Origin of the sequence: Flavobacterium eburneipallidum (assembly GCF_027111355.2) — a bacterium.
GTDB lineage: Bacteria > Bacteroidota > Bacteroidia > Flavobacteriales > Flavobacteriaceae > Flavobacterium > Flavobacterium eburneipallidum.
On record NZ_CP114291.2, the window covers coordinates 987988 to 1010130 of the forward strand.

Annotated in this window: 21 protein-coding genes and 1 pseudogene; 6 read left to right on the top strand and 16 right to left on the bottom strand. The window is 33.6% G+C overall.

Annotated features, from left to right (window positions below):
- Nucleotides 1–79: 79 nt before the first annotated feature.
- On the top strand, nt 80–460 hold the full coding sequence (locus tag OZP15_RS04085) for a DUF3127 domain-containing protein (RefSeq protein WP_281337090.1): 381 nt from the start codon (nt 80–82) through the stop codon (nt 458–460).
- 52 nt (nt 461–512) lie between these two features.
- Here OZP15_RS04085 and OZP15_RS04090 read toward each other — a convergent pair whose 3' ends face one another.
- The 3 genes from OZP15_RS04090 to OZP15_RS04100 form a co-directional block, all read right to left on the bottom strand.
- Nucleotides 513–1250 (bottom strand): phosphatase PAP2 family protein, encoded by a 738-nt coding sequence (locus OZP15_RS04090; RefSeq protein WP_281337091.1) that lies wholly within the window; start codon nt 1248–1250, stop codon nt 513–515.
- Nucleotides 1251–1369: 119 nt separating this feature from the next.
- On the bottom strand, nt 1370–2374 hold the full coding sequence (locus tag OZP15_RS04095) for an NADP-dependent oxidoreductase (RefSeq protein WP_281337092.1): 1005 nt from the start codon (nt 2372–2374) through the stop codon (nt 1370–1372).
- Between the two features lie 5 nt (nt 2375–2379).
- Nucleotides 2380–3180, bottom strand: coding sequence for an SDR family oxidoreductase (locus OZP15_RS04100; RefSeq protein WP_281337093.1), 801 nt, complete (start codon nt 3178–3180; stop codon nt 2380–2382).
- A gap of 101 nt (nt 3181–3281) precedes the next feature.
- Between OZP15_RS04100 and OZP15_RS04105 the strand changes: the two genes are divergently transcribed.
- From OZP15_RS04105 to OZP15_RS04115, 3 genes are all read left to right on the top strand, one after another.
- Nucleotides 3282–3689 (top strand): winged helix-turn-helix transcriptional regulator, encoded by a 408-nt coding sequence (locus OZP15_RS04105; protein ID WP_269227230.1) that lies wholly within the window; start codon nt 3282–3284, stop codon nt 3687–3689.
- Nucleotides 3690–3818: 129 nt separating this feature from the next.
- Nucleotides 3819–4469: a leucyl/phenylalanyl-tRNA--protein transferase gene (gene aat / locus OZP15_RS04110; protein ID WP_269227231.1), complete on the top strand. Its 651-nt coding sequence runs from the start codon at nt 3819–3821 to the stop codon at nt 4467–4469.
- A 59-nt stretch (nt 4470–4528) separates the two neighbouring features.
- Nucleotides 4529–5320 carry an MOSC domain-containing protein gene (locus OZP15_RS04115; RefSeq protein ID WP_281337094.1) on the top strand — a complete coding sequence of 264 codons (792 nt, stop codon included), beginning with the start codon at nt 4529–4531 and terminating at the stop codon, nt 5318–5320.
- Here OZP15_RS04115 and OZP15_RS04120 read toward each other — a convergent pair.
- The 7 genes and pseudogenes from OZP15_RS04120 to OZP15_RS04150 form a co-directional block, all read right to left on the bottom strand.
- Nucleotides 5321–5512: pseudogene (locus OZP15_RS04120) on the bottom strand (DNA-3-methyladenine glycosylase I); the annotation flags it as partial.
- Between the two features lie 47 nt (nt 5513–5559).
- Nucleotides 5560–6390: a hypothetical protein gene (locus OZP15_RS04125; protein WP_269227233.1), complete on the bottom strand. Its 831-nt coding sequence runs from the start codon at nt 6388–6390 to the stop codon at nt 5560–5562.
- A 101-nt stretch (nt 6391–6491) separates the two neighbouring features.
- Nucleotides 6492–7055: a DNA-3-methyladenine glycosylase I gene (locus OZP15_RS04130; RefSeq protein ID WP_269227234.1), complete on the bottom strand. Its 564-nt coding sequence runs from the start codon at nt 7053–7055 to the stop codon at nt 6492–6494.
- An 82-nt stretch (nt 7056–7137) separates the two neighbouring features.
- Nucleotides 7138–8067: a carbohydrate kinase family protein gene (locus OZP15_RS04135; RefSeq protein ID WP_281337095.1), complete on the bottom strand. Its 930-nt coding sequence runs from the start codon at nt 8065–8067 to the stop codon at nt 7138–7140.
- Nucleotide 8068: 1 nt separating this feature from the next.
- Nucleotides 8069–9247, bottom strand: a complete 1179-nt coding sequence (locus tag OZP15_RS04140; protein WP_281337096.1) for a glycoside hydrolase 100 family protein — start codon at nt 9245–9247, stop codon at nt 8069–8071.
- The gene (locus tag OZP15_RS04145) at nt 9244–10551 is read right to left on the bottom strand and encodes an MFS transporter (RefSeq protein WP_281337097.1); all 1308 of its coding nucleotides are present in this window, start codon (nt 10549–10551) and stop codon (nt 9244–9246) included. The genes OZP15_RS04140 and OZP15_RS04145 overlap by 4 nt, the downstream gene beginning before the upstream one ends.
- A gap of 85 nt (nt 10552–10636) precedes the next feature.
- The gene (locus OZP15_RS04150; RefSeq protein ID WP_281337098.1) at nt 10637–13057 is read right to left on the bottom strand and encodes a TonB-dependent receptor domain-containing protein; all 2421 of its coding nucleotides are present in this window, start codon (nt 13055–13057) and stop codon (nt 10637–10639) included.
- Between the two features lie 156 nt (nt 13058–13213).
- Between OZP15_RS04150 and OZP15_RS04155 the strand changes: the two genes are divergently transcribed.
- The gene (locus OZP15_RS04155; RefSeq protein ID WP_281337099.1) at nt 13214–14242 is read left to right on the top strand and encodes a LacI family DNA-binding transcriptional regulator; all 1029 of its coding nucleotides are present in this window, start codon (nt 13214–13216) and stop codon (nt 14240–14242) included.
- Between the two features lie 243 nt (nt 14243–14485).
- Here the strand turns inward: OZP15_RS04155 and tsf are convergent, their stop codons facing one another.
- From tsf to rplM, 4 genes are all read right to left on the bottom strand, one after another.
- Nucleotides 14486–15448: a translation elongation factor Ts gene (tsf, locus tag OZP15_RS04160; RefSeq protein ID WP_269227240.1), complete on the bottom strand. Its 963-nt coding sequence runs from the start codon at nt 15446–15448 to the stop codon at nt 14486–14488.
- A 137-nt stretch (nt 15449–15585) separates the two neighbouring features.
- Nucleotides 15586–16377, bottom strand: a complete 792-nt coding sequence (gene rpsB / locus OZP15_RS04165) for a 30S ribosomal protein S2 (RefSeq protein WP_269227241.1) — start codon at nt 16375–16377, stop codon at nt 15586–15588.
- A gap of 184 nt (nt 16378–16561) precedes the next feature.
- A complete protein-coding gene (gene rpsI / locus OZP15_RS04170) occupies nt 16562–16948 on the bottom strand; it encodes a 30S ribosomal protein S9 (protein WP_269227242.1) in 387 nt (128 codons plus the stop codon).
- On the bottom strand, nt 16948–17403 hold the full coding sequence (gene rplM / locus OZP15_RS04175; RefSeq protein ID WP_281337100.1) for a 50S ribosomal protein L13: 456 nt from the start codon (nt 17401–17403) through the stop codon (nt 16948–16950). The genes rpsI and rplM overlap by 1 nt, the downstream gene beginning before the upstream one ends.
- Before the next feature lie 324 nt (nt 17404–17727).
- On the opposite strand from rplM, the gene OZP15_RS04180 reads away from it, so the two are divergent.
- Nucleotides 17728–18753 carry a LacI family DNA-binding transcriptional regulator gene (locus OZP15_RS04180; protein WP_269227243.1) on the top strand — a complete coding sequence of 342 codons (1026 nt, stop codon included), beginning with the start codon at nt 17728–17730 and terminating at the stop codon, nt 18751–18753.
- Nucleotides 18754–18770: 17 nt separating this feature from the next.
- Here the strand turns inward: OZP15_RS04180 and OZP15_RS04185 are convergent, their stop codons facing one another.
- A complete protein-coding gene (locus OZP15_RS04185; RefSeq protein WP_281337101.1) occupies nt 18771–19163 on the bottom strand; it encodes a hypothetical protein in 393 nt (130 codons plus the stop codon).
- A gap of 59 nt (nt 19164–19222) precedes the next feature.
- On the bottom strand, nt 19223–22054 hold the full coding sequence (polA, locus tag OZP15_RS04190; RefSeq protein ID WP_281337102.1) for a DNA polymerase I: 2832 nt from the start codon (nt 22052–22054) through the stop codon (nt 19223–19225).
- Between the last annotated feature and the right edge of the window lie 89 nt (nt 22055–22143).

A 22143-nucleotide genomic window follows, 5' to 3' on the forward strand; every position in this document is an offset into this window, starting at 1 on the left:
AGTTTTTGTTTTTATTAAGTGTGCTTATTATCAATAAAATAGAAACAGAATAACAACAATATAAATAAATTAAATTAAGATGGAAGTTACAGGAAAAATTAAAATGATTGATCAAACCAAAGAAGTTGGTTCGGCAGGTTTCAAAAAAAGAGATATTGTTGTAACAACAGATGAACAATATCCACAGCATATTTTAGTTCAGTTTGTTCAAGACAAATGTGAATTATTGAATAATTATCAAGTAGGAGAAGCCGTAAAAATTGATATTAATTTAAGAGGTCGAGAATGGACTAATAATCAAGGTGAAGTTGTTTATTTCAATACCATCCAAGGTTGGAGAATTGCAAAATTACAAGCTGAAGCTCCAGTTCAACAAGCGCCACCACCAATGCCTGCAGCTGCTGCATTTCCACCAGCAACAAGTATTAACGAAGAAGAACCAGACGATTTGCCATTCTAAATAAAACAAAAAAGCCTTGAGAAATCAAGGTTTTTTTTGGTCTTTGTCCAAATTAATTTAGTTGAATCAAGGCTCCCATTCCTATCTGACTTCCAATTTGGGGATAAACAAAAGCCGTTGTTTTTTTCTTTTTTCCTATTGATAATGATTTGAAAGGTTGCCAATACGAAACAATCAATCCAGAAGCCAATCCTATTCCCGCACCAGCAAGAACATCGGAGGTATAATGCTTGTTATTAGCAATTCGGAGAATTCCAGTAGCTGTTGCAAACAAAAAACCACTACTTGCATACCATAGATTAGAATCTTTATACTCGTAGTATAGTAGCGACGCATTGGTGAAAGCCACTGTAGTATGTCCAGATGGAAAACTTAAATTGTCCGATTGATCGGGTCTTTGTTCCTTAAAACTGCGTTTCAAAATTTCAGTTACAGATACTGCCATGACATTGGCAATAAAAATATTGATAGTTTGGTGCTGAAAATCATTTTTCGGTTTTAATCCCATTTTTTTACCAAAATAAATTTGTGCAACAGGGACAAACGGTAGTATATCATCCGCATTGGTGTGAAAATTTTTTCCAAAAGTTGAATTGGTTTTGGATTGCAAATCGTCATTAAGAGCCGAATTTAAAATTAATGTTCCAGCTGTTACCAGAGCAACTGGAGCTATAAATTGTTTGAATTTAATAGTGTCTTGTTTTTTAAATAATGCAATCGAATCTTTGGATTGAGCATTTCCGAAGAAAACCATTGTAAAAAAAAATAGTGTTGAGAGTTTGATCTTCACAGTTTTTAGAAAAGTTTTAGGTGTGAAACAAAAGTATAAATTAGCCTTTTCAAATTTATACTTTTGTTTTAAAACTGTGAGTATTTTATCTAAAGAATTATTCTTGATTGAGATTGTTGTTATTTTACTTTAATAACCACTTTTCCTTTTGAACGACCAGTTTCAACGTATGACAATGCTTCGTTAGTTTGCTCAAACGGAAATATTTTATCAACAACAGGCTTGATAATCCCTGCTTCTATTAGTTTTGTTATTTCGTTCAATTGAGTTCCTTCGGCTCTCATAAACAAAAATTTAAAAGATATGTTTTGCTTTTTTGCTTTACTTCTTGCGCTATAACTTAACAGTTTAATGACCATTTTCAAAGCCCAAGGTAAACCTAATTTTGCTGCAAATTCAGGTGTTGGTGGCCCTACTAGAGAGATTAATTGCCCACCAGATTTTAGAACTCGTAATGATTTTTCAAGAATTTTTGAATCTCGATTACTATGTAATACCAAATCGTAATCTTTCAATTTGGTTTCAAAATCTTCGGTTTTATAGTCGATAATTAAGTCGGCTCCAAGGCTTTTTACCAAATCAATATTTCTTGAACTGGTAGTTGTGGCAACAAAAGCACCTAAATGTTTGGCTAATTGAATGGCAAATGTACCCACGCCACCCGAACCTGCTTGAATAAAAACTTTTTGTCCTTTTTTTACCTTACCTATTTCAATAAGAGCTTGCCAAGAAGTTAAACCAACTAAAGGAATGGAACTAGCTTCTTCCATCGAAAGGTTTTTGGGTTTCAAAGCTACATCTTTCTCATGAACTGAAATGTATTCAGCAAATGTACCAATGCGATGATCAGATACACGAGAATATACTTCATCACCTACCTTGAATTTACTAACTTTTGATCCTACTTTTTTGATAATTCCAGCCATATCATGCCCGTTGACAAATGGTGGCTTGTAAGGTAAAAACAATTTGAATTCACCATTTCTAATAAGTGAATCCAACAAATTGATACCTGCAGAATGAATTTCTACCAATACATCATTTTCATTTACTGTTGGTTCTATCCAGTCTGTTAGTTGTAATTTTTCTTTTTTGCTGTATTTTTTTACGATGAATGCTTTCATGGTTTTTAAAATTGATTTAATTTTTTAAGCACATTTTTTTCTAATATTCCATAGGCAAAGTGTTGCAAGTTAATTAATGCAGAGGTGCCTTTGCCAATAATATTCCTGAATTTAGGTTTTTCTGTTTGTACTACCTCAAGCACTTTTTTTGCTACCATTGCAGGGTCTTCTGCTTTATCTGCCAAGTCATTTGAAAATCCTTGAATTTTTTTTCTCAATGTATTATAATCTTCAATTTTGTTTGTAGGTGATGAAGAATTATCTAAAATGCTGGTTTTGAAAGCGGCTGGTTCAATCATGGCAACCTTAATATTGAATCCATTTAATTCATAACGCAATGCCTTAAAATATCCTTCAAGTGCATGTTTAGAAGCCGCATAATAAGCTGTATTTGCAAAGGCTACCAAACCAATAATAGACCCAACAGTTATTACTTTACCCGATTTTTGTTTTCTAAAATGAGGTAGTATTGTATTGGTAACTTTTATCGTACCCCAAAAATTAGTTTCTAATTGTTGTCTTCCCAATTCAATCGGGGTTTCTTCTGCAATTCCCGAGACCAAAAATCCTGCATTATTGATAAGAATATCCAATTGGTTTACTTCCTTAAAAACTCTATCGGGCAGACTCTTTATAGAGTCTTCAGAATCTAAATCCAAAGATATTAGTTTGAAAGGTAATTTTGACGCATACTTTTCTGGATTTCTACTTGTACCAATTACATTATAACCTTGTTTGTGTAACTCATTTGCAATCAGTAAACCAAACCCCGAAGACGCTCCTGTTACTAAAATATTTTGCTTCATTTTATTTGTATTAAAGAATTAATTTATACATTTGCTTGCATATTGCAAGTGCAAATATATAAATTACTTTCAAAACGCAAGTGATTTTTAAAATAATTTTTATGAAAGAAGTAAAAAAAAGATCAGATTGTCCTATTAGCTGTACATTAGACGTGTTTGGCGATAAGTGGTCTTTCTTGATTATAAGGGATTTAATGTTTGCTAAAGAATGTACTTATGGCGATTTTTTAAAATCTGCAGAAGGAATTGCTACTAATATTTTGGCTTCTAGATTGGTTACTTTAGAAGAAAATAAAGTAATTCAAAAATTAGAACATCCCAACAGTAAGGCAAAAGTATTGTATAAATTAACTAGAAAAGGAATTGATTTGTTACCTGTGTTAATTGAAATGCACCTCTGGTTTGAAAAATATGGTACTATTCCAGACGACAAAAAAGAGATGTTTGAAATGGTGAAGAAAGACAAAGTTGGCTTTATAGAAAATATGACAAAGGTACTAGAGAATTAGTCACTGTTTTGTAGGTCGCAATTTTACTAAACCACAATTTTACAAAAGGTTATCATTGGTTTTTTTGTAATTTTCTTATTTATTATGTTGTAAATTAGCCTTGCCAAAGCTGTCTTTTGGTCTAAATTTATGTATGTTTTATCCAAAGAATTATTTTTCCCACCTGTTTCCAATGCTAATTCTGATGGAATTTTAGCCATTGGTGGGGATTTGTCTTCAGAACGATTATTATTGGCTTACAAAAGTGGTATATTTCCTTGGTTCGAAGATGGAGAACCTATTATTTGGTGGTCACCTAATCCTAGAATGGTTTTGTTTCTGGATGAATTGGTGGTTTCTAAAAGTATGCGAAACATCTTGAATCGAAATATTTTCACAGTTACTTTTAATCAAAATTTCAGGGCAGTAATTTCGAATTGTCAAAAGATAAAACGCAGCGGACAAAACGGAACATGGATTACTAATGATATGATTGAAGCTTATTGCAAATTGAACGAATTGGGAATTGCAAAATCGGTTGAGGTTTGGCAAAATGAGGAATTGGTTGGCGGTTTATATGGTATTGATTTGGGTTATATTTTTTGCGGAGAAAGTATGTTTTCTAAAGTTTCGAATGCCTCAAAAGTGGCTTTTATAGCTTTGGTCAATCAATTAAAATCGAACAATTATAAACTTTTGGATTGTCAGGTGTATAATGAGCATCTCGAAAGTTTGGGCTGTCGTGAAATTGATAGAACTGATTTTATTGAAATTCTAAAAAATAACCATTATTCATTTTAGCATCTTTGTCAAAGTTTTGAACTTTGACAAAGATTATTACTCATCATAAGCAAATAATTATGAATTACGTTGTAACTGAATTATATATTTACCCCATCAAAAGTTTAGCGAGAATAACCGTTAAAAGTGCGAAAGCGGAAGAAATGGGTTTCGAAAATGACAGAAGATGGATGTTGATTGACGAAAATAATGAATTTATTACCCAACGTGAACATCGAGAATTAAGTCAGTTTTATCCTGAAATAAAAGAAGGTAAAATATCCATTTCACATTATGATACAACCCACGAATTCTTTATCGATGAAAGTTTAAATGAACCTATTTCTTCAAAAGTTTGGGACGATGAAATTAAAGTAGTAGAAGTCAATAAGGAAACATCCAAATGGTTTAGTGAACAACTTGGTTTTAGTTGTAAACTAGTTAAAATCATCAATAAAGGAGATAGAAAGCATAGTAGTTCTCGATTGAATCAAACCTTGAATGTGAGTCTGGCTGATGGTTATCCGTATTTGTTAATTGGTTCTAAAAGTTTGGATTTTTTAAACGAAAAATTAGAAGAAAGAATAACTATTCAACGATTCAGACCTAATATTGTTATTCATACTGAACTTCCTCATGAGGAAGATTATTTTGAATTTTTTCAGATTGGAGATGTGAAATTTCAAAACGCTAAACCCTGTGGTAGATGCGTAATGGTCAATAACAATCCAAAGACAGGTATGCTGCTAAAAGAGCCTTTAAAGACATTGAGCACCTATCGAACATCAAATAATAATGTGTATTTTGGTACCAATATATTGTCTTTAAGTGAAGGATTAATTAACGTTGGCGACAAATTATGCTTTAAATAATTACTTGTCAATTTTTGTCCAACAATCTTCCACATGATCGTTGACCATTCCTGTAGCTTGCATGTGGGCATAAACTACTGTTGAGCCTACAAATTTAAAGCCTCGTTTTTTTAAATCTTTACTGATTTTGTCTGAAAGTGGAGTGGTGGCGGTTACTTCTCTTAATGATTTACGTTTATTGTCGATGGGTTTTTATATGAATTGCTAGAAACTAAAATTAGTTTCTAATAATAATTTTTCTATTCGTAAAAGTATTGAGTTGTGTATGTTTCTAAACCACCATTTCCATCGGAATAGCTGTATTTGTTTTCTTTTAAATAAGAATTTGTACTATACTTCGTTTCGTAAGTAGTATATATATTTGGGTATAGAACAATAGTTGAGCCTTTGCTACTTTCAGATAAAGTTGTTGTCTTTATGACATTGTTTGATGATGAAACATCGCTATTAGAACTAATTTTATTTAAACCTAAAATGTTTTTAAATGGATTTTTATTGTTGTCATATTCATATAGATAGGTGTATTTATATGTAATTGTATTATAGGAAAGGCTGTTTTTGACTTCTTTTACCAAATTTCCATTTGCGTAAGTTAGGATTCTGTTTTCTGGTAATTTTGTTTCTATTCCAGTAACAGAATCAATACTATAATTCTGTTCAGTAATGGTTCCATTTGTATTATCGCTATATATAGTTTTTGATTTATATGTGGTTATAACTCCTGTTATTTTGTCTATGGAATTTTTTGTTGTTATAATGTTTTTGACTTTCCCATTATCATAGATGTATTCATCTACGTTAATAATAATGTTTCCTTTGAATAATATTTTTTTGGTAATCAAATCATCTGTATAGGTATAAACATATTTGTAGTTGTCAAGACTATTATTTTCCTCTAAAATTTTATTTTCATTATAGGATAAAATTAATTCGTAAGTATTAGTTCCTTCGGTCTTAATGATTTTTTTCGGTAAAATTGTTGATTCTTGATTTTGTGAGTTTTCATTGTCTTTGGTACAAGATGCAAACATTAAAAACAAAATGCTTAAAAGTGTGATTGTTCTTTTCATATCTGGGATTTTTTTGCAAAAGTAAGTTTTTTATTTACAAAATAAACTCACAAAAAATAATTTTAATTAGGAAGAGCAGTCAGTAAACTCAATGCTAATTATTAAAGACTTTTTGTCCAACAATCTTCCACATGATCATTAACCATTCCTGTGGCTTGCATGTGGGCATAAACTACTGTTGAGCCTACAAATTTAAAGCCTCGTTTTTTTAAATCTTTGCTAATTTTGTCTGAAAGTGGAGTGGTGGCGGTTACTTCTCTTAAAGATTTTCGTTTATTATCGATGGGTTTTCCATCAACAAAGCCCCAGATATATTTGCTGAAACTACCGAATTCTTCCTGAATTTTGATGAAATTTTGAGCATTGCTCACAGCAGAATATACTTTGAGTTTGTTTCGAATGATACCAGCGTCCAAAAGTAATTCCTGAATTTTATCTTCGGAATAATTAGCTATTTTTTTATAATCGAAATGGTCAAAAGCCTGACGGAAATTTTCTCTTTTCTTGAGAATGGTAATCCAGCTTAATCCGGCTTGAAAGGTTTCTAAAAGTAAAAATTCGAATAATTTTTGATCTTCATAAACAGGAACACCCCATTCTTGATCGTGGTATTCTTTGTATAAATCGCTCGACAAGCACCAGCTGCATCTTGTTTTTTCTTCCATGATTTTTCTTCTCTTTTAAAAAAGGATATCCAAAAGTAGAGTTTTATTTTGAGATTAGAGTTTTTTAAAAGAGAAGAATAAATTATTTTAAGCTGTTGTTTAAGTCGATGTTATTAGGTAGTCTTCCAATGTTTTGAAGTTTTATACTGGCTAATTTTTGAGCAATAGTAATACTTTCGGTAATGTTTTTGTTGTTGAGTTTGGCATATAAAAACCCTGTCCAAAAGGCATCTCCTGCACCAGTGGTGTCTTTTATTTCTCTAATCGGAATAGCTTCTTGAAAAAACAATCCATGGTTAGCATCCGATAATTTTACACCATCTTTTCCTTTGGTTAAACAAATGGTAGAAACGCCCAAATTGTGAAAATAATCGAAAATAAAAGCCTCGGTTTTGGTTTCGCCAAACAATCGAAAACAGTCGTCCTCGCTTACTTTTACTAGCGGATCATTCGATAAATAATCTTTTAAAACCGAAATGGCTTCTTCGCGATCGGGCCAAATTCTTTCTGAAAAATTAATATCAATACTAGTTTGCAAGCCAAGTTTTTTTGCTTTTTTAGCACTTTCCAAAATGGTGGTGCGAGCCGGATTTTTACTTAATGCAAAACAGGTAGTATGAAAAATTTTCGCTTTTTCTAATAATCCATCTGGGATTTGGCTAGGAATAATTTGGCAATCCGCTTCTCTGTACGGAATAAAATCAGGTGTTCCCGTAGATTTTGACACAAAAATTACCGATGTGGGTTCAGCATCTGATTGTCTCACTTGCGAAGTAATTACCTTATACTTATTAAGTTTTTTAAGGATATATTTCCCTAAACCTTCTTGACCACAAGTCGCCACCAAGGCTGATTTTAATCCCAATCGTGCTGCATTTACGGCAACATTTGTTGGAGAGCCACCCAAATAACGGTGGTAATCTTTGGTTTTTTTTACCGAAGCATTAACCTCGTGACCAATAAAGTCAATCAGGACTTCGCCAACGCATAGTATGTCTATTGTTTTTTCCATTTTATACTAAAAACTTAAAATTGGTATGTATGTTTTGATGTAACATCACTGTTGCTGCGCCACTCCAAGCGCAAAACGGAACTCCATTTGGTGCTGTTGTTTCGCTGTTGAAATTTTCGTAGAAACTGTAATTTTCTACCGAATTGGCTTCGTTTATGGCATTTAATATAGTTAAAGCCTCGTTGTTTTTGCCTTTGGAAAGCAATGCCAAACCGAAGAAACCATTAACCATCGACCAACTTCCGCCATTGTGAAATTCGTTTGGAAAATTTCTAAATTCGTATTTGCAATTGTTTTTGAGCAGGTTCCAGTCTAAATCTTGTTCTTGAATGGGAGGCCAAAAAGCAGGAATTAATTGCAAGGGTCTTTCTTTCGAAAGTTGAATTGAATGCTCTAAAATGCTATTCTGAAAATTTGAATTTCCAATATTCAACATCAATGCCAGGGAATTAGCAAAAGCATCGAATTGTGTTTTATAGCCTGCTGGTGAAAACGAACAAGGCATAAAATCTTGAATATTAGCTTCGTTATAGGCTCTTTCGTGGTATTTTTCTCCGATGGAATTGGGAGTGAAATTAATCTCGATTTGTTCGGTTATTTTTTCAATTTTGGAAGCAATAGAATCGTTTTTTGCAAAATGATTGTAACTTTTTAATGCCCAAATTCTAAGCAATTGATCGTACAAAACATAGCCATCTGTAATGTATTCGTCCGCCCAATTTCCTGAAAGAGGAACGTATAATAAATGCTTGTTATTGAATTCCCAAGCTTCCAGAAGAGATAAACATTTTTGAATATTGTCTTCGTATTTTTTTAGGAAAGTGGCATCTTTTTTATAAAAAGCATATTGACAAATTCCGATAATGAACCAAGTTACAGCATCGACTCTACCTGCTAATCCGCCATAACTTACTTCGATGGTATCGCCATTGTTCATTACATTAGAAGGAATTGTTCCGTTATGATGTTGGTTTTTAGCAAGAGTTTCTAGTGTTTTTTCGAAAGTGAGAATCAAATCTGCATCGCCAGAAGCCAAAGCTGCCAATCCGCAAATTACGCCATCACGAGCCCAAACTCTTTGGTAATTCGAAATGTTTTGTGCGCTGGCCAAAAAACCTTCTGGCGAACTACTTTTTCGGAGTAATTCGATTGCTTTTGTATAATTGATGTCACGAATCATAAGGCTGTTTTAGTGTTTTTTGCTTTAATTAATAAGGTACTCGTTGCGCCAAGCAGTAATAATGCTCCTGCAAAAGTGATGGCTAAACGGGGGTCATTATTCAAAAAATATTTTAATATAAATCCAAAAGATAAGTTTTGAATAATCATTGGAATCACAATCATCATATTGATAATGCCCATATAAACTCCGTAACGTTCCTTGGGAATGTTGGTAACAACCATTAAATATGGAATTCCCATCATGCTCGCCCAAGCAATTCCGTAACCAATAATTACAGCAAAGAATAAATACTGATTTTGTATCATTGGAAAAAATAGAAAGGAAATGGCACCAAATAAAAGGCAAACAAAATGAACCATTTTAGGACTGTGTTTTTTGGCTAATTTGGCCAGATAAAAAGCAATCGAAAAGGTAACGATGAAACCAAATGCCCCAATCAAACCCATCCATTCTACTGCTTTTTCGTAGCCTTCTTTATTAGTTGGGGTAACATTCCAAACCGATAAAGCAATACTTTTAGAATTATTTTGCCAAAAACACATTAAAGCATACCATTGAAATAAATAGACTAAAAAGAGTTGCCACATTACTTTTGGCATTTCTAAAACGGCTTTGTAAATGTCAATAAAAGGCGAGAATACATTTAAAGGTTCTGATTTTATTCTTTCTATTTCTTCTGGTGTAGGTGGAATTTCTTCTGTTTTTTTCATGCTCCACCAAATGGATGTTACCGATAATACTGCTCCCAGAAAAAACGAGGCATAAATCCAATTGGGTAGTTCACCAGTATATCCCACAAATACTATTGGAAAAAGAAAAAGTGAAATATAGGACAAAAATTGACCAAAACCAGTGAAAAAACTTTGCGCCTGAAAACCTATGGGTTGCTGCTCTTCATTGAGTGTGTCGGCTATAAAGGCACGATACGGTTCCATAGCAGTATTGTTGCCCACGTCTAATATCCAAAGCAAACCAGCAGCCATCCATAACGAACTACTAAACGGAAAAAGAAACAAAGCAATACTGCAAATAATTGCACCTATGAAAAAATAAGGCTTTCTGCGTCCCCATTTTGGATGCCAAGTTTTGTCACTCATAGCTCCAATTATTGGCTGAATTAATAATCCAGTCAATGGACCTGCTAAATTTAATATCGGAATTTGATCTGGACTGGCGTGTAGAAAATCATAAATAGGATTGACTGCACTTTGTTGCAAACCAAAACTATATTGAATGCCAAAAAAACCGACATTCATATTGATAATTTGCCAAAAATTAAGTTTAGGTTTCGAGAAGGTCATATTTGTGATTTTTAAATTTTAAAAACAATTCCTGCACTATAAAAGTACAGGAATTGGCAACCAACTAACATCATGAAACATATTTTTAAAATCTGTAAGACAAAGCCATTGATACTGATCTTCCTGGCATTGGTCTTGCTCTTACGTAGTTTACGGTATTGTCTGTAATATTTCCTTCTTCTGATTCTGTTATAGCCAAAGTGTCTAATAGGTTGTTTCCAGAAAGGTTTAATGATAATCCTTTGGCAACTTCTACCTCTACAAATCCGTTTACGATTACAAATCCATTCATTACCAATTGATTTGAATCTTGTGCATACGCTTTCGTTTGCCCAATGAAACTTAATCCAAGCGTGTTTTTCTTTCCTGAAAAGTTATAGGTTGGCATCAAATTGTACATCAATTTAGGTTGTCTTCTTGGTTCATTTCCATTATTGTCTCCTGATGTAATTTCAGCTTTTGTATAGGTCATAGCTCCTTTCAAATTGAAATTATCATTTACATTATAAGACGATTCTATTTCTAGACCATAGGATTTGTAATTGTTTTTGATAATGCTGTTTGAAGTAGCTTCAAAACCACCCTCTTCGTCTGTTTTAGAGTGGAAAGCCGTTGCATAAGCATATCCTTTTGGGAATTTAAGTTTGTAACCCAATTCGGCTTGAGTCAAAAAGTCCAAAGAGTTGATTTTGTCTCCATCCAAATAATCCAATCCTGAAAATAAGATACGATCTGCTTTTGCAGCAGCACCTTTACTATATCTAGCAAAAAGAGATTGTTTTGCAGTCAATAAATAATTGGCTCCTAAAGTATAAGAAACATAGTCATAGTCATAGTTAACAGCAGTTTCATTGGCTGTGTTTACAGCAAAAACATTTTGTTCTGGTGCTGAAATGGTTCCGTTGTTGTTGATGTCAAAAGCTCTTGATGTTCCACCAGCAAATGATCCCGAAACTTTTCCTAGATCATAACGCAAACCACCTTCAAAAGACAAATTGTCTGTAGCATCAAGTGTTACGTTTACATAAGGCGCAGAAACATTGTATTGGGTGTCATAATTTCTAGCTAAATTTCCCCAAGCTGGTGTTCCGTAAGCATACAAACCATTGTCGCTTAATAAAGTTCCTGTAGCATTAGTTACATTGATTAAACGAGGATTGTTGTCTGATACTTCTTGTAGATAAGAGTTCCACAACCATGACATAGAAATGTTTTGAATCGATTTGAAATACCCTGCAGTAACGCCTATTTTATCAAATTTTTTCGTCACTCTTAAATCATTCATGAAGTTATTCAAATCGTTTAATTTGGTATCGAACATGTGAATTCTGGACACTAATCCATTTGGATTATTAAATGGAGTTCCTGAATTAGCAAAAGTCAAAGTAGAACCCGCTCCGAATGAAGCTGCAATTGCTGATGCTGAACCAATTTCTGCTGGAAACGGTGCGATAAATCCGCCACTATTAGAAGAAAAACGACCATTTTCAGTTATTTTCCAACCGCCTTCTAAATCAAAAGATGCACTGGCTCCAATCGATTTTGAAACAGGATTCATTCCATCGGCAACAATTCCTCTTCTTAATTGGCCATCAGTACCAAGACCAACATTGTGGTTTAAATAAATAGATTGCATGGCTCCAGTTGTAGCGTCATAACCAGCAACGCTTCCCCAATTTGGATTGCTGTTTGTACCAGTAACTTTTACTGGCATTGGCATATAAGCCGCAGCTCTGTCGTTTAAGAATTTGGCAAAAACGGTTATTTTTCCGTTTTCAAATTCTTTAGTAAGGTTGAATTTTACTTGTCCACCGTTGTTTGATGTAGAACCCGTTTCTCTTACACCTTCACCAGCTCTGTAAAATCCACCTGCATGAAAATAAAGTCCGTCACCAATTTTTGTTCCGTAATCAACATCGGTTCTGAAGTTGTTGTAATCCAAACCAAAAGTAGTTCGTATCATTCCGCCCTCGGTTTTACCAGTTTTGCTGATAAAGTTGATGATTCCACCAGGAGAATTAGAAGATAGCGTAGAAGCTGATCCACCACGAATAGCTTCTATCCGAGCAACATTTCCGTCAAATCTTGTAAAAATATCCGCTGTTGCAAATGCGATATCACCGAATAAAAGTACTGGAAGTCCATCTTCTTGAATTTGTAAATATTTAGATCCTCCTGATGAAATAGGCACACCACGAACCGAAATGTTTGAATTTCCTTCTCCTCCTGATGATTCGGAACGAATTCCAGGAATCGAACGGAAAATCTCTGCAGTAGATCGTGGAGCTGATTGATCAATTTGTTTCACATCCATAGTAGTGATGGATACACTTGATTTTATTTTGGCTCTTGGGTTTGCAACACCAGTAATAACAACATCTTCTAATTTTGTCGTTTTAGTACTGTCAATTGCAGAAGTAGTTTCGTTTTGTGAAAAACCCAAATTACATAGTAACAAGGCTGCTATCAATCCTGAATTTTTCATGGATGAGTTGATTTTTTTCATGGTTTAAAATTGTTTGATTAATAAATAGTTTGGTTTTTTTTTATCAAAACTACTTTTAATAGTGTTAAATTTAAGCATATTTTAGCCGAAAACGTTTTCGAAAGTACCGAAAACGTTTTCGATTTTTAATTCGTATTTTTTTCTCATATTTGTTAGATGAAAGAGACCACTTTAAAAGAAATTGCAGAAACTTTAGGGATATCCATTACTACGGTTTCTAAAGCATTAAAAAACTATTCAGACGTTAGTGAAAAAACGAGAAAAGCAGTTCTTACTCTTGCTGAAGAGCTTAATTATACGCCCAATAGTTTTGCAGTAAATTTGCGAACCAAGGAATCTAAAACCATTGGGCTGATTATTCCTGAAGTGGTTCATCATTTTTTCTCTAATGTTATTAATGGAATTATTGCTGAAGCTGAAAAAAATGGATACCTCGTAATTATTCTGCAATCGAATGAGTCTTTGGAATTAGAAAAAAAACAAGTGGCTCTTTTGATTAATAAAAGAGTGGACGGAATTATTATGTCACTTTCCAACGAATCGAACAATGATTTTCATATCAAAGAAATTCTTCGAAAAGAAATTCCTTTTGTTCAGTTTGACAAAATTTCGAAATTAATTCCAAGTTCCAAAGTGATTATCAATGATCAAAAAGCGGCGATGGAGGCGGTTCAGCATTTAATTGACAAAGGTTGCAGAAAAATTGCACACATTCGTGGACCTGAAAATCCTCAAAATGCGATAGATCGTTTTATTGGATATAAAAAAGCATTGGAAAAAAACGGAATTCCGTATGATTCTAAATTGGTTTATACTTGTAAAAATGTCACTTTTGAAGAAGGATTGGAGTTTGCTAAACAAATTGTAGAAGAACATCCTGATGTTGATGGTCTTTTTGTTATCACGGATTTGGTTGCCGTTGGTGTTTTGGCTTATTTCAACGAAAAAAAGATACAAGTGCCCAATCAAATTGCGGTTATTGGTTTTAGTAATTGGTTTATGTCACAAGTTATCACCCCTAAATTAAGTACGGTAGATCAGCCGAGTTATGAAATGGGAGTTGCATCTTTTGACTTATTATTAGATGAAATGATTTGTCGAAAAGAGGGAAAAGTATTCAATCCTAGAACCATTGAATTGGCAACCAGTATTATCGAAAGAGATTCTAGTTTGAAAGAAAATTGATTTCAAACATAAATTAGGGCATTCGCTTTTACAACCGAAGAAATTCTAAATAAAAAACACCGCTGATTCGCTGATTTTTAAATTAGTGCAATGAAACAGTTCTGATTTATTTTTAAAATCTGCGAATCTGCGGTAATTTTTTAAAAGCGAATGCCCAAAACAAAAATCCCATCTCGAATAATCAAGATGGGATTTTTTATTGTTATGAAATCTAAACTTTAAATTCAGAAATCTAAAATGGTATTAACCTAAAGTAACTCTTTTGAAACCAGTGATTTCAACATTGAATCCTTTAACATAGTCACCTACTTTTTTACTATCGTCTTTGATAAAGTTTTGATCTAGTAAGGCTTTTTCTTGGTCTAAAGTAGTATTGTCAGAGATGAAACGTAGAATTTTTCCAGGAATAATTTTGTCCCAAATTTGTTCTGGTTTACCTTCAGCTTTCAATTCAGCTTTAGCATCTTCTTCGGCTTGTTTTAATACTTCTTCAGTTAATTGAGAGAAAGAAATGTATTTAGGAACATTTTTCAATGTTTTTCCTAAACGTTTTGCTTCTTCATTTTCTTTTTCGATGATAGCAATACGAGCAGCAAGTTCAGACTCAACAAAAGCTGGATCAAAATCTTTGTAAGATAATGTATCAGCTCCCATAGAAGCAACTTGCATAGAAACATCTTTAGTTAAAACGTCAGCGTTAGGAATTGCAGCAGAAATTGCAGTTAATGCAGCAATTTTGTTTACGTGAACATAAGATCCAACGAAAGCTCCCTCTAAAATTTCGAAACCACCGATTTCGATTTTTTCTCCAATAACTCCAGTTTGCTCAATTAATTTTTCAGCAACAGTAATTCCGTTGAAATCTGATGCTAAAAATTCTTCTTTAGAAGAGAAGTTAATCGCTCTTTCTACTAATTCTTTAGCTAAAGTTACGAAAGCTTCGTTTTTACCTACGAAATCTGTTTCACAGTTTAAAGTAATGATAGCTCCTTTAGTTTTGTCTGCATTAATGAAAGAAACAGCAGCTCCTTCAGATGACTCACGATCAGAACGATTAGCAGCCACTTTTTGTCCTTTTTCTCTAAGGTTTTGTATTGCTTTATCAAAATCTCCATCAGCTTCAACTAAAGCTTTTTTACAGTCCATCATTCCGGCACCTGTAGTTTGTCTTAATTTATTTACGTCTGCAGCAGTAATTGTTGCCATAATATAATTTGTTTAATGTTATAAAAGTAAAAATTCCAATTTTCAAATTCCCAATTCCAATTTTAATAAATTACTAACTTGATGTTATTAATCTTTTATGGAATTTGGAATTTGAACTTTGGAATTTATATATTAATTTATTCTTCAGTTGCAGCAGGAGCACTTGCTTCAACAGCAGGAGCAGCTTCAACAGCTACTTCTTCAGTTGCTTCAGCAGGAGCATCTACTTCTTTATCAGAAGTTCTGTTAGCTAATCCGTCAATGACAGCAGCAGTTACTAAAGTTAAGATTTTCTCAATTGATTTTGAAGCATCATCATTTGCAGGGATAACATAATCTACTTCACGTGGATCAGAATTGGTATCAACCATTGCGAAAACTGGAATGTTTAATTTTTGAGCTTCTTTAATTGCGATGTGTTCTGCTTTAATATCTACTACGAACAATGCTGCAGGAAGTCTAGACATATCTGCAATTGAACCTAGGTTTTTCTCTAATTTAGCACGAAGACGATCTACTTGCAAACGTTCTTTTTTAGAAAGAGTCATGAATGTTCCGTCTTTCTTCATTTTATCAATAGTAGCCATTTTTTTAACAGCTTTACGGATAGTTACGAAGTTAGTCAACATTCCACCAGGCCATCTTTCAGTGATGTATGGCATGTTTGCAGCAGCAGCTTTTTCAGCTACGATGTCTTTAGCTTGTTTTTTGGTAGCTACAAATAATATTTTTCTACCTGATGCAGCGATTTTTTTCAAAGCTTCGTTAGCTTCTTCAATTTTAGCTGCAGTTTTATATAGATTGATAATGTGAATACCATTACGCTCCATATAAATGTAAGGAGCCATGTTTGGATCCCATTTTCTAGTCATGTGTCCGAAGTGAACACCTGCTTCTAGTAATTCTTTTACTTCTACTTTGTTTGACATTTTTTCTTTAGTTTACGTTCTGTTGATTAGCAATGTTCCTTATTGGCTTTAAGCTTTAAGCTTTATGCTCTAGGCTTCATTTAGATGCTAAACTAATTTCCCACCTCGATGGGACAACAACAACATTGTTTTTAATTTCAATAAATAAACGAAGTCTTGTACGTATTGCACAAGACAGGCAATATTAACGTTTAGAGAATTGGAATCTCTTACGAGCTTTCTTCTGACCGAATTTCTTACGTTCAACCATTCTTGGATCTCTTGTTAATAAACCTTCTGGTTTCAAAATCCCTCTGTTTTCAGCATTTACTTCACACATAACACGTGCTAATGCCATTCTTACAGCTTCTGCTTGACCAGTTGAACCACCTCCGTAAACGTTTACTTTTACGTCAAAGTTACTTGCATTTTCTGTCATAGATAATGGTTGTAAAACTTTGTACTGTAAAGTTGCAGTTGGAAAGTAAGTTGCGAATTCTTTTTTGTTTACAGTGATTACTCCTGTTCCTTCCGAAACATAAACACGTGCAACAGCGGTTTTTCTTCTACCGATTTTGTGAATAACTCCCATTACTTAAGATCGTTAAGGTTAACTGTTTTAGGTTTTTGAGCGCCTTGTTTGTGCTCAGATCCTACAACAACATTTAAATTTCTGAAAAGTTCAGCTCCTAATTTGTTTTTAGGTAACATTCCTTTTACTGCTTTTTCTACTAATAATGCAGGATTTTTAGATTGCAATACTTTAGCAGTCAAAGTTCTTTGTCCTCCTGGGTAACCTGTGTGACGCATGTAAATTTTGTCATCCATTTTTTTACCAGTAAGGTTAATTTTTTCTGAGTTGATAACGATTACGTTATCTCCACAGTCCACGTGTGGTGTATAACTTGGCTTGTACTTACCTCTTAAAATCATAGCGACTTTTGAAGCAAGACGACCTAAGTTATGACCATCAGCATCTACAACAATCCACTCTTTTGTTACGGTGGCTTTGCTAGCTGATTCTGTCTTGTAGCTTAATGCGTTCATAATATTTTTTTAATTAAACATTCCATTCCCAATAAAGGGAGTGCAAAAGTACAATTAATTTTTTGAAATACAAATACCTTAAAAGAATATTTTGTCTTCCTTTTTAGACTGATAATCAAAAGGATATTTGAAGTTGATTCTTTTGTAGTGTATTGATTTGAACTTAATTTTTGTCTTTGTATGTTTGTATTGCCTAATTTTCAAAAAAAAAATGTAATTTTCCCTCTTTAAAACAAAACAATAGTTTTTTTAAAGTACTTTTTACAACAATGATTTCATTGTAATTAGAGATTTTATTGATGATACAAAGACCCTAAATTAAATATGAAAGCTAAAGCAACTCTTAAACAAATAGCAAAAGAACTCAACGTTTCTGTTTCAACAGTTTCAAAAGCACTTAACGATAGTCCAGAAATTAGTGAACAAACCAAGACTAGAATTAAGGAGTATGCCAAGCTCAAAAACTACAAACCCAATATTATAGGTCTGAATCTAAAAAATAGAAAAACCAAAACTATTGGTGTTATTATTCCTAATATTCTAAATTCTTTTTTTGCCAAAGTATTTAGTGGCATCGAAAAAGTTGCCGATCAAAAAGGATACAATGTAATCATGTGTATTTCTAACGAATCTTTAGAGAAAGAAAAACACACCATGGATATGTTGAGTAATGGTACCATTGATGGTTTTATCTTATCCATTTCGGAAGAAGCTCAAAAGTTACAAGAATACAACCATTTCAAAGAGGTCATAAACGAAGGAACGCCTATAGTTATGTTTGATCGAATTTCTGACGAAGTAGTTTGTGACAAAGTAGTAGTCGATGATTTTGATTCGGCATTGAATGCAACACAGCATCTTATTAATACGGGTTGCAAAAATATTGCTTTGTTCTCTTCTGTAGATAATATCAGTGTCGGGAAATTGAGAGCTGACGGTTATTTGCAAGCCTTAAAAAACAATAATATTCCCATAAATGCAAACATAATTATTAGGACCGATTCTGAAGATGATTTAAAAGAAAAAATAGACAAGGTTTTTGATACGAATACAATCGACGGAATTTTTGCTTTAGACGAAAATGACTCCGTTGCCGCCTTGCGAATCGGACTTAAAAAAGGCTATAAAGTTCCCGAAGAATTATCTATTATTGGTTTTGCCGATGGAATTCTCGCTTCTCGAAGATTGTCTCCAAGTTTGTCCACTTTAAGTCAATATGGAGTTGAAATTGGCGAAGTAGCTGCTAATGTATTAATCAACAGATTAGAATCAAAAGAAGAAAATCTGCCTTATGAAACTACCGTTATCAAAACACAATTGAGAGAGCGGGAATCGACTAGGAAGTTGTAGTTTTTTTGATGGAGGTATTAAAAGAAACTGTAAACTACAACCAAAAGAATTATTAATAAGAGAATTGGTCTATACTTTCTTTGAACTTCAGCTTTATATAAAAAACCGTCTTTTTTATATTCCCAAGAAAATAGAAACATAAAAACTTCAGACCAAGTAATAAATAAATGATGGGGTCTTAAGCAAAAGAATTCAAATCGGCTATTAGCTTTTATTAGAGATTCAAATTCTACCTGTCGTTTTTCGATATATTTTGCTTGGTCAATTTGTTTTGTGTCAATTTTTCTATAGTAAAGTTCATCCATTGCTAATTTCAATGCCCTTTCATTCCATTTTTTTGGAGCACCAGTAATTTCTAACAATTCTTCTGTTGTTCTAGATTTAATGGGAGGCTTAAAATCGTCAATCATTTAAAATCTTTTTTGTTTTTTTTAATCTGCCTACTGCTACTGAACACTGATTACTTTTTTTAATGCGCTTCCAACCAGTTTTTCCCCAAACCAATTTCCACATCCAGCGGAACATCCATTTTAAAGGCATTTTCCATTTCGTGTTTAATCATTGGCTGAATTTTTTCTAATTCACTGTTATGTACATCAAACACAAGCTCATCGTGTACTTGCAACAACATTTTTGATTTCCAGTTTTCAGATGTTAGTTTTTTGTGAATATTAATCATCGCAATTTTGATAATATCAGCGGCAGAACCTTGAATTGGAGCATTTACAGCATTTCGTTCGGCACCACTTTTTACCATCATATTAGCAGAATTAATATCTTTCAAATAACGTCTTCTTCCTAAAACCGTTTGTACATAACCGTGTTCTCTGGCAAAATCAACTTGATTACTCATGTATGATTTCAGTTTTGGATAAGTTGCATAATAAGCGTCAATTAATTCAGCACTTTCTTTTCGAGAAAGCGAAGTTTGATTCGATAATCCAAAAGCAGAAACGCCATAGATAATTCCAAAATTCACGGTTTTGGCATTGCTACGCTGTTCTTTGGTTACTTCTTCCAATGGAACGTTGAATACTTTTGCAGCGGTACTTCTGTGAATGTCTTCGTTGTTTTGAAAGGCTTTAATCATATTTTCTTCGCCAGATAAAGCAGCGATAATACGTAATTCTATTTGCGAATAATCCGCAGAAACTAAAGTGTAGTTTTCGTCACGGGCTATGAATGCTTTTCTTATCAATCGTCCTCTTTCGGTACGAATCGGAATGTTTTGCAAGTTCGGATTATTGGAACTCAAACGCCCTGTTGCGGCAACAGTCTGCATATAATCGGTGTGAACTCTGCCTGTTTTTTTATCGACCTGATTTGGTAATGCATCAATATAAGTACTTTGTAATTTCACCATTTGACGCCATTCGAGAATATCACGAACAATTTCGTTGTCGTTTGCCAAATAGGATAAAACCTCTTCGCCAGTCGCATATTGACCCGTTTTGGTTTTCTTTTGTTTGGCTCCGCCGATTTTTAATTTGTCAAATAATATGTCTCCCAATTGTTTTGGAGAAGCCAAATTGAATTTCTCGCCAGCGGTTTCATAGATTTTTTGTTCCAATTCAGAACTTTCTTTTGCCATTTCAACCGACATTTCTTTCAGGAAAGGAACGTCCAGATTTATTCCTTCCAATTCCATGGCTGCCAAAACAGGAATCAATGGAATTTCGATTTCGTCAAACAATTTTTTGGTTTCGGCTTTGTCTAAAATTGGGCTGAAATTTTGTTTTAATTGGTATGTAATATCGGCATCTTCGGCAGCGTATTCTTTGATATCTTCCAAAGCCACGTCGCGCATTGATTTTTGGTTTTTACCTTTTTTACCAATTAAATCTTCAATAGATTTTGGCGAATATTTCAAGTAAGTTTCACTCAAAACATCCATATTGTGACGCATATCTGGGTTAATCAAATAATGCGCAATCATAGTGTCAAATAATTTTCCTTTGATTTGAACGCCATAATGCGACAGAATTTTCAAATCATATTTAATGTTTTGACCAATTTTTTCGATAGCTTCATTTTCGAAAAATGGTTTGAATTTGTCCACCAAAACTTGTGCTTCTTCTTGACTTTCGGGAAACGGAACGTAAAATGCTTTTCCTTTTTCGAAAGAAAATGACATTCCAACCAATTCTGCATTCAAGGCGTCAATTCCTGTGGTTTCAGTGTCAAAACAAACCGAAGTTTGATTCATCAAGTTTTGCAATAGCAATTTTACGGCAAAATCTCCCTGAATAATTTGGTAAAAATGTTCGGTATTTTCTAATGTTGCATAGAATGAACTCGATTTTTCTTCGCCACTTTCTTCGTCCGAAAAACCAAATAAATCAAATTGATCTTCATTCGATTTTTTGGCAGGTGCTTTTTTTGTTGCTTCTGCTGTTTCTGAAGTTTCTTCAACAGCAGCGGGATTGTATAATTTGTCAAACTGCGCTTTCATTTGACGGAATTCCAATTCTTGAAATAACTCGTCTGTTTTTTCAACATCGGGTTTTGAAAGTTCAAAAGCTGACGCATTGAAAGTCACGGGACAATCGAGTAGGATAGTGGCTAATTTTTTGGACAAAATTCCCAATTCGGCATTGGCTTCGATTTTATCTTTTATTGCACCTTTTAATTGATGTGTATTCGCCAATAGATTTTCCATTGAGCCGTATTCTTTCAAAAATTTCTTCGCTGTTTTTTCACCAACACCTGGCAATCCTGGGATATTATCAGCAGCATCGCCCATCATCCCTAAATAATCAATGACTTGTTCAGGTCGCTCTATTTCAAATTTTTCTAAAACTTCTGGAATGCCCCAAATTTCTATATCATTGCCCATTCTAGCGGGTTTGTACATAAAAATATTTTCGGAAACCAATTGCGCAAAATCCTTATCAGGCGTTACCATATAGACTTGAAAGTTTTCTTTTTCGGCTTGTTTGGCCAAAGTTCCAATCAAATCATCGGCTTCAAAACCGGGAACTTCAATAATCGGAATGTGCATTGCTTTCAATAATTCCTGAATATAAGGAACGGCAATTTTGATAGCTTCGGGAGTTTCGTCACGGTGTGCTTTGTATTCCTGATACATTTCATAACGATACGTACTTCCGCCTTTGTCGAAAGCTACGGCCAAATGATCGGGTTTGTCTCGCTTGATAACATCCATCAAGGCATTCATAAATCCCATTATAGCTGAAGTATCCATTCCTTTGGAATTGATTCTTGGGTTTTTGATAAAAGCAAAATATCCACGGAATATTAAAGCGTAAGCATCGAGCAGGTAAAGGCGTTTTTGTGACATTGAAATAAATTTTGAGGTGTAAAAATAGAGAACTAATTTGGGATTTTTTTTAAAAGTTATAATTTCATTTTTTAAATTATTATATTTGA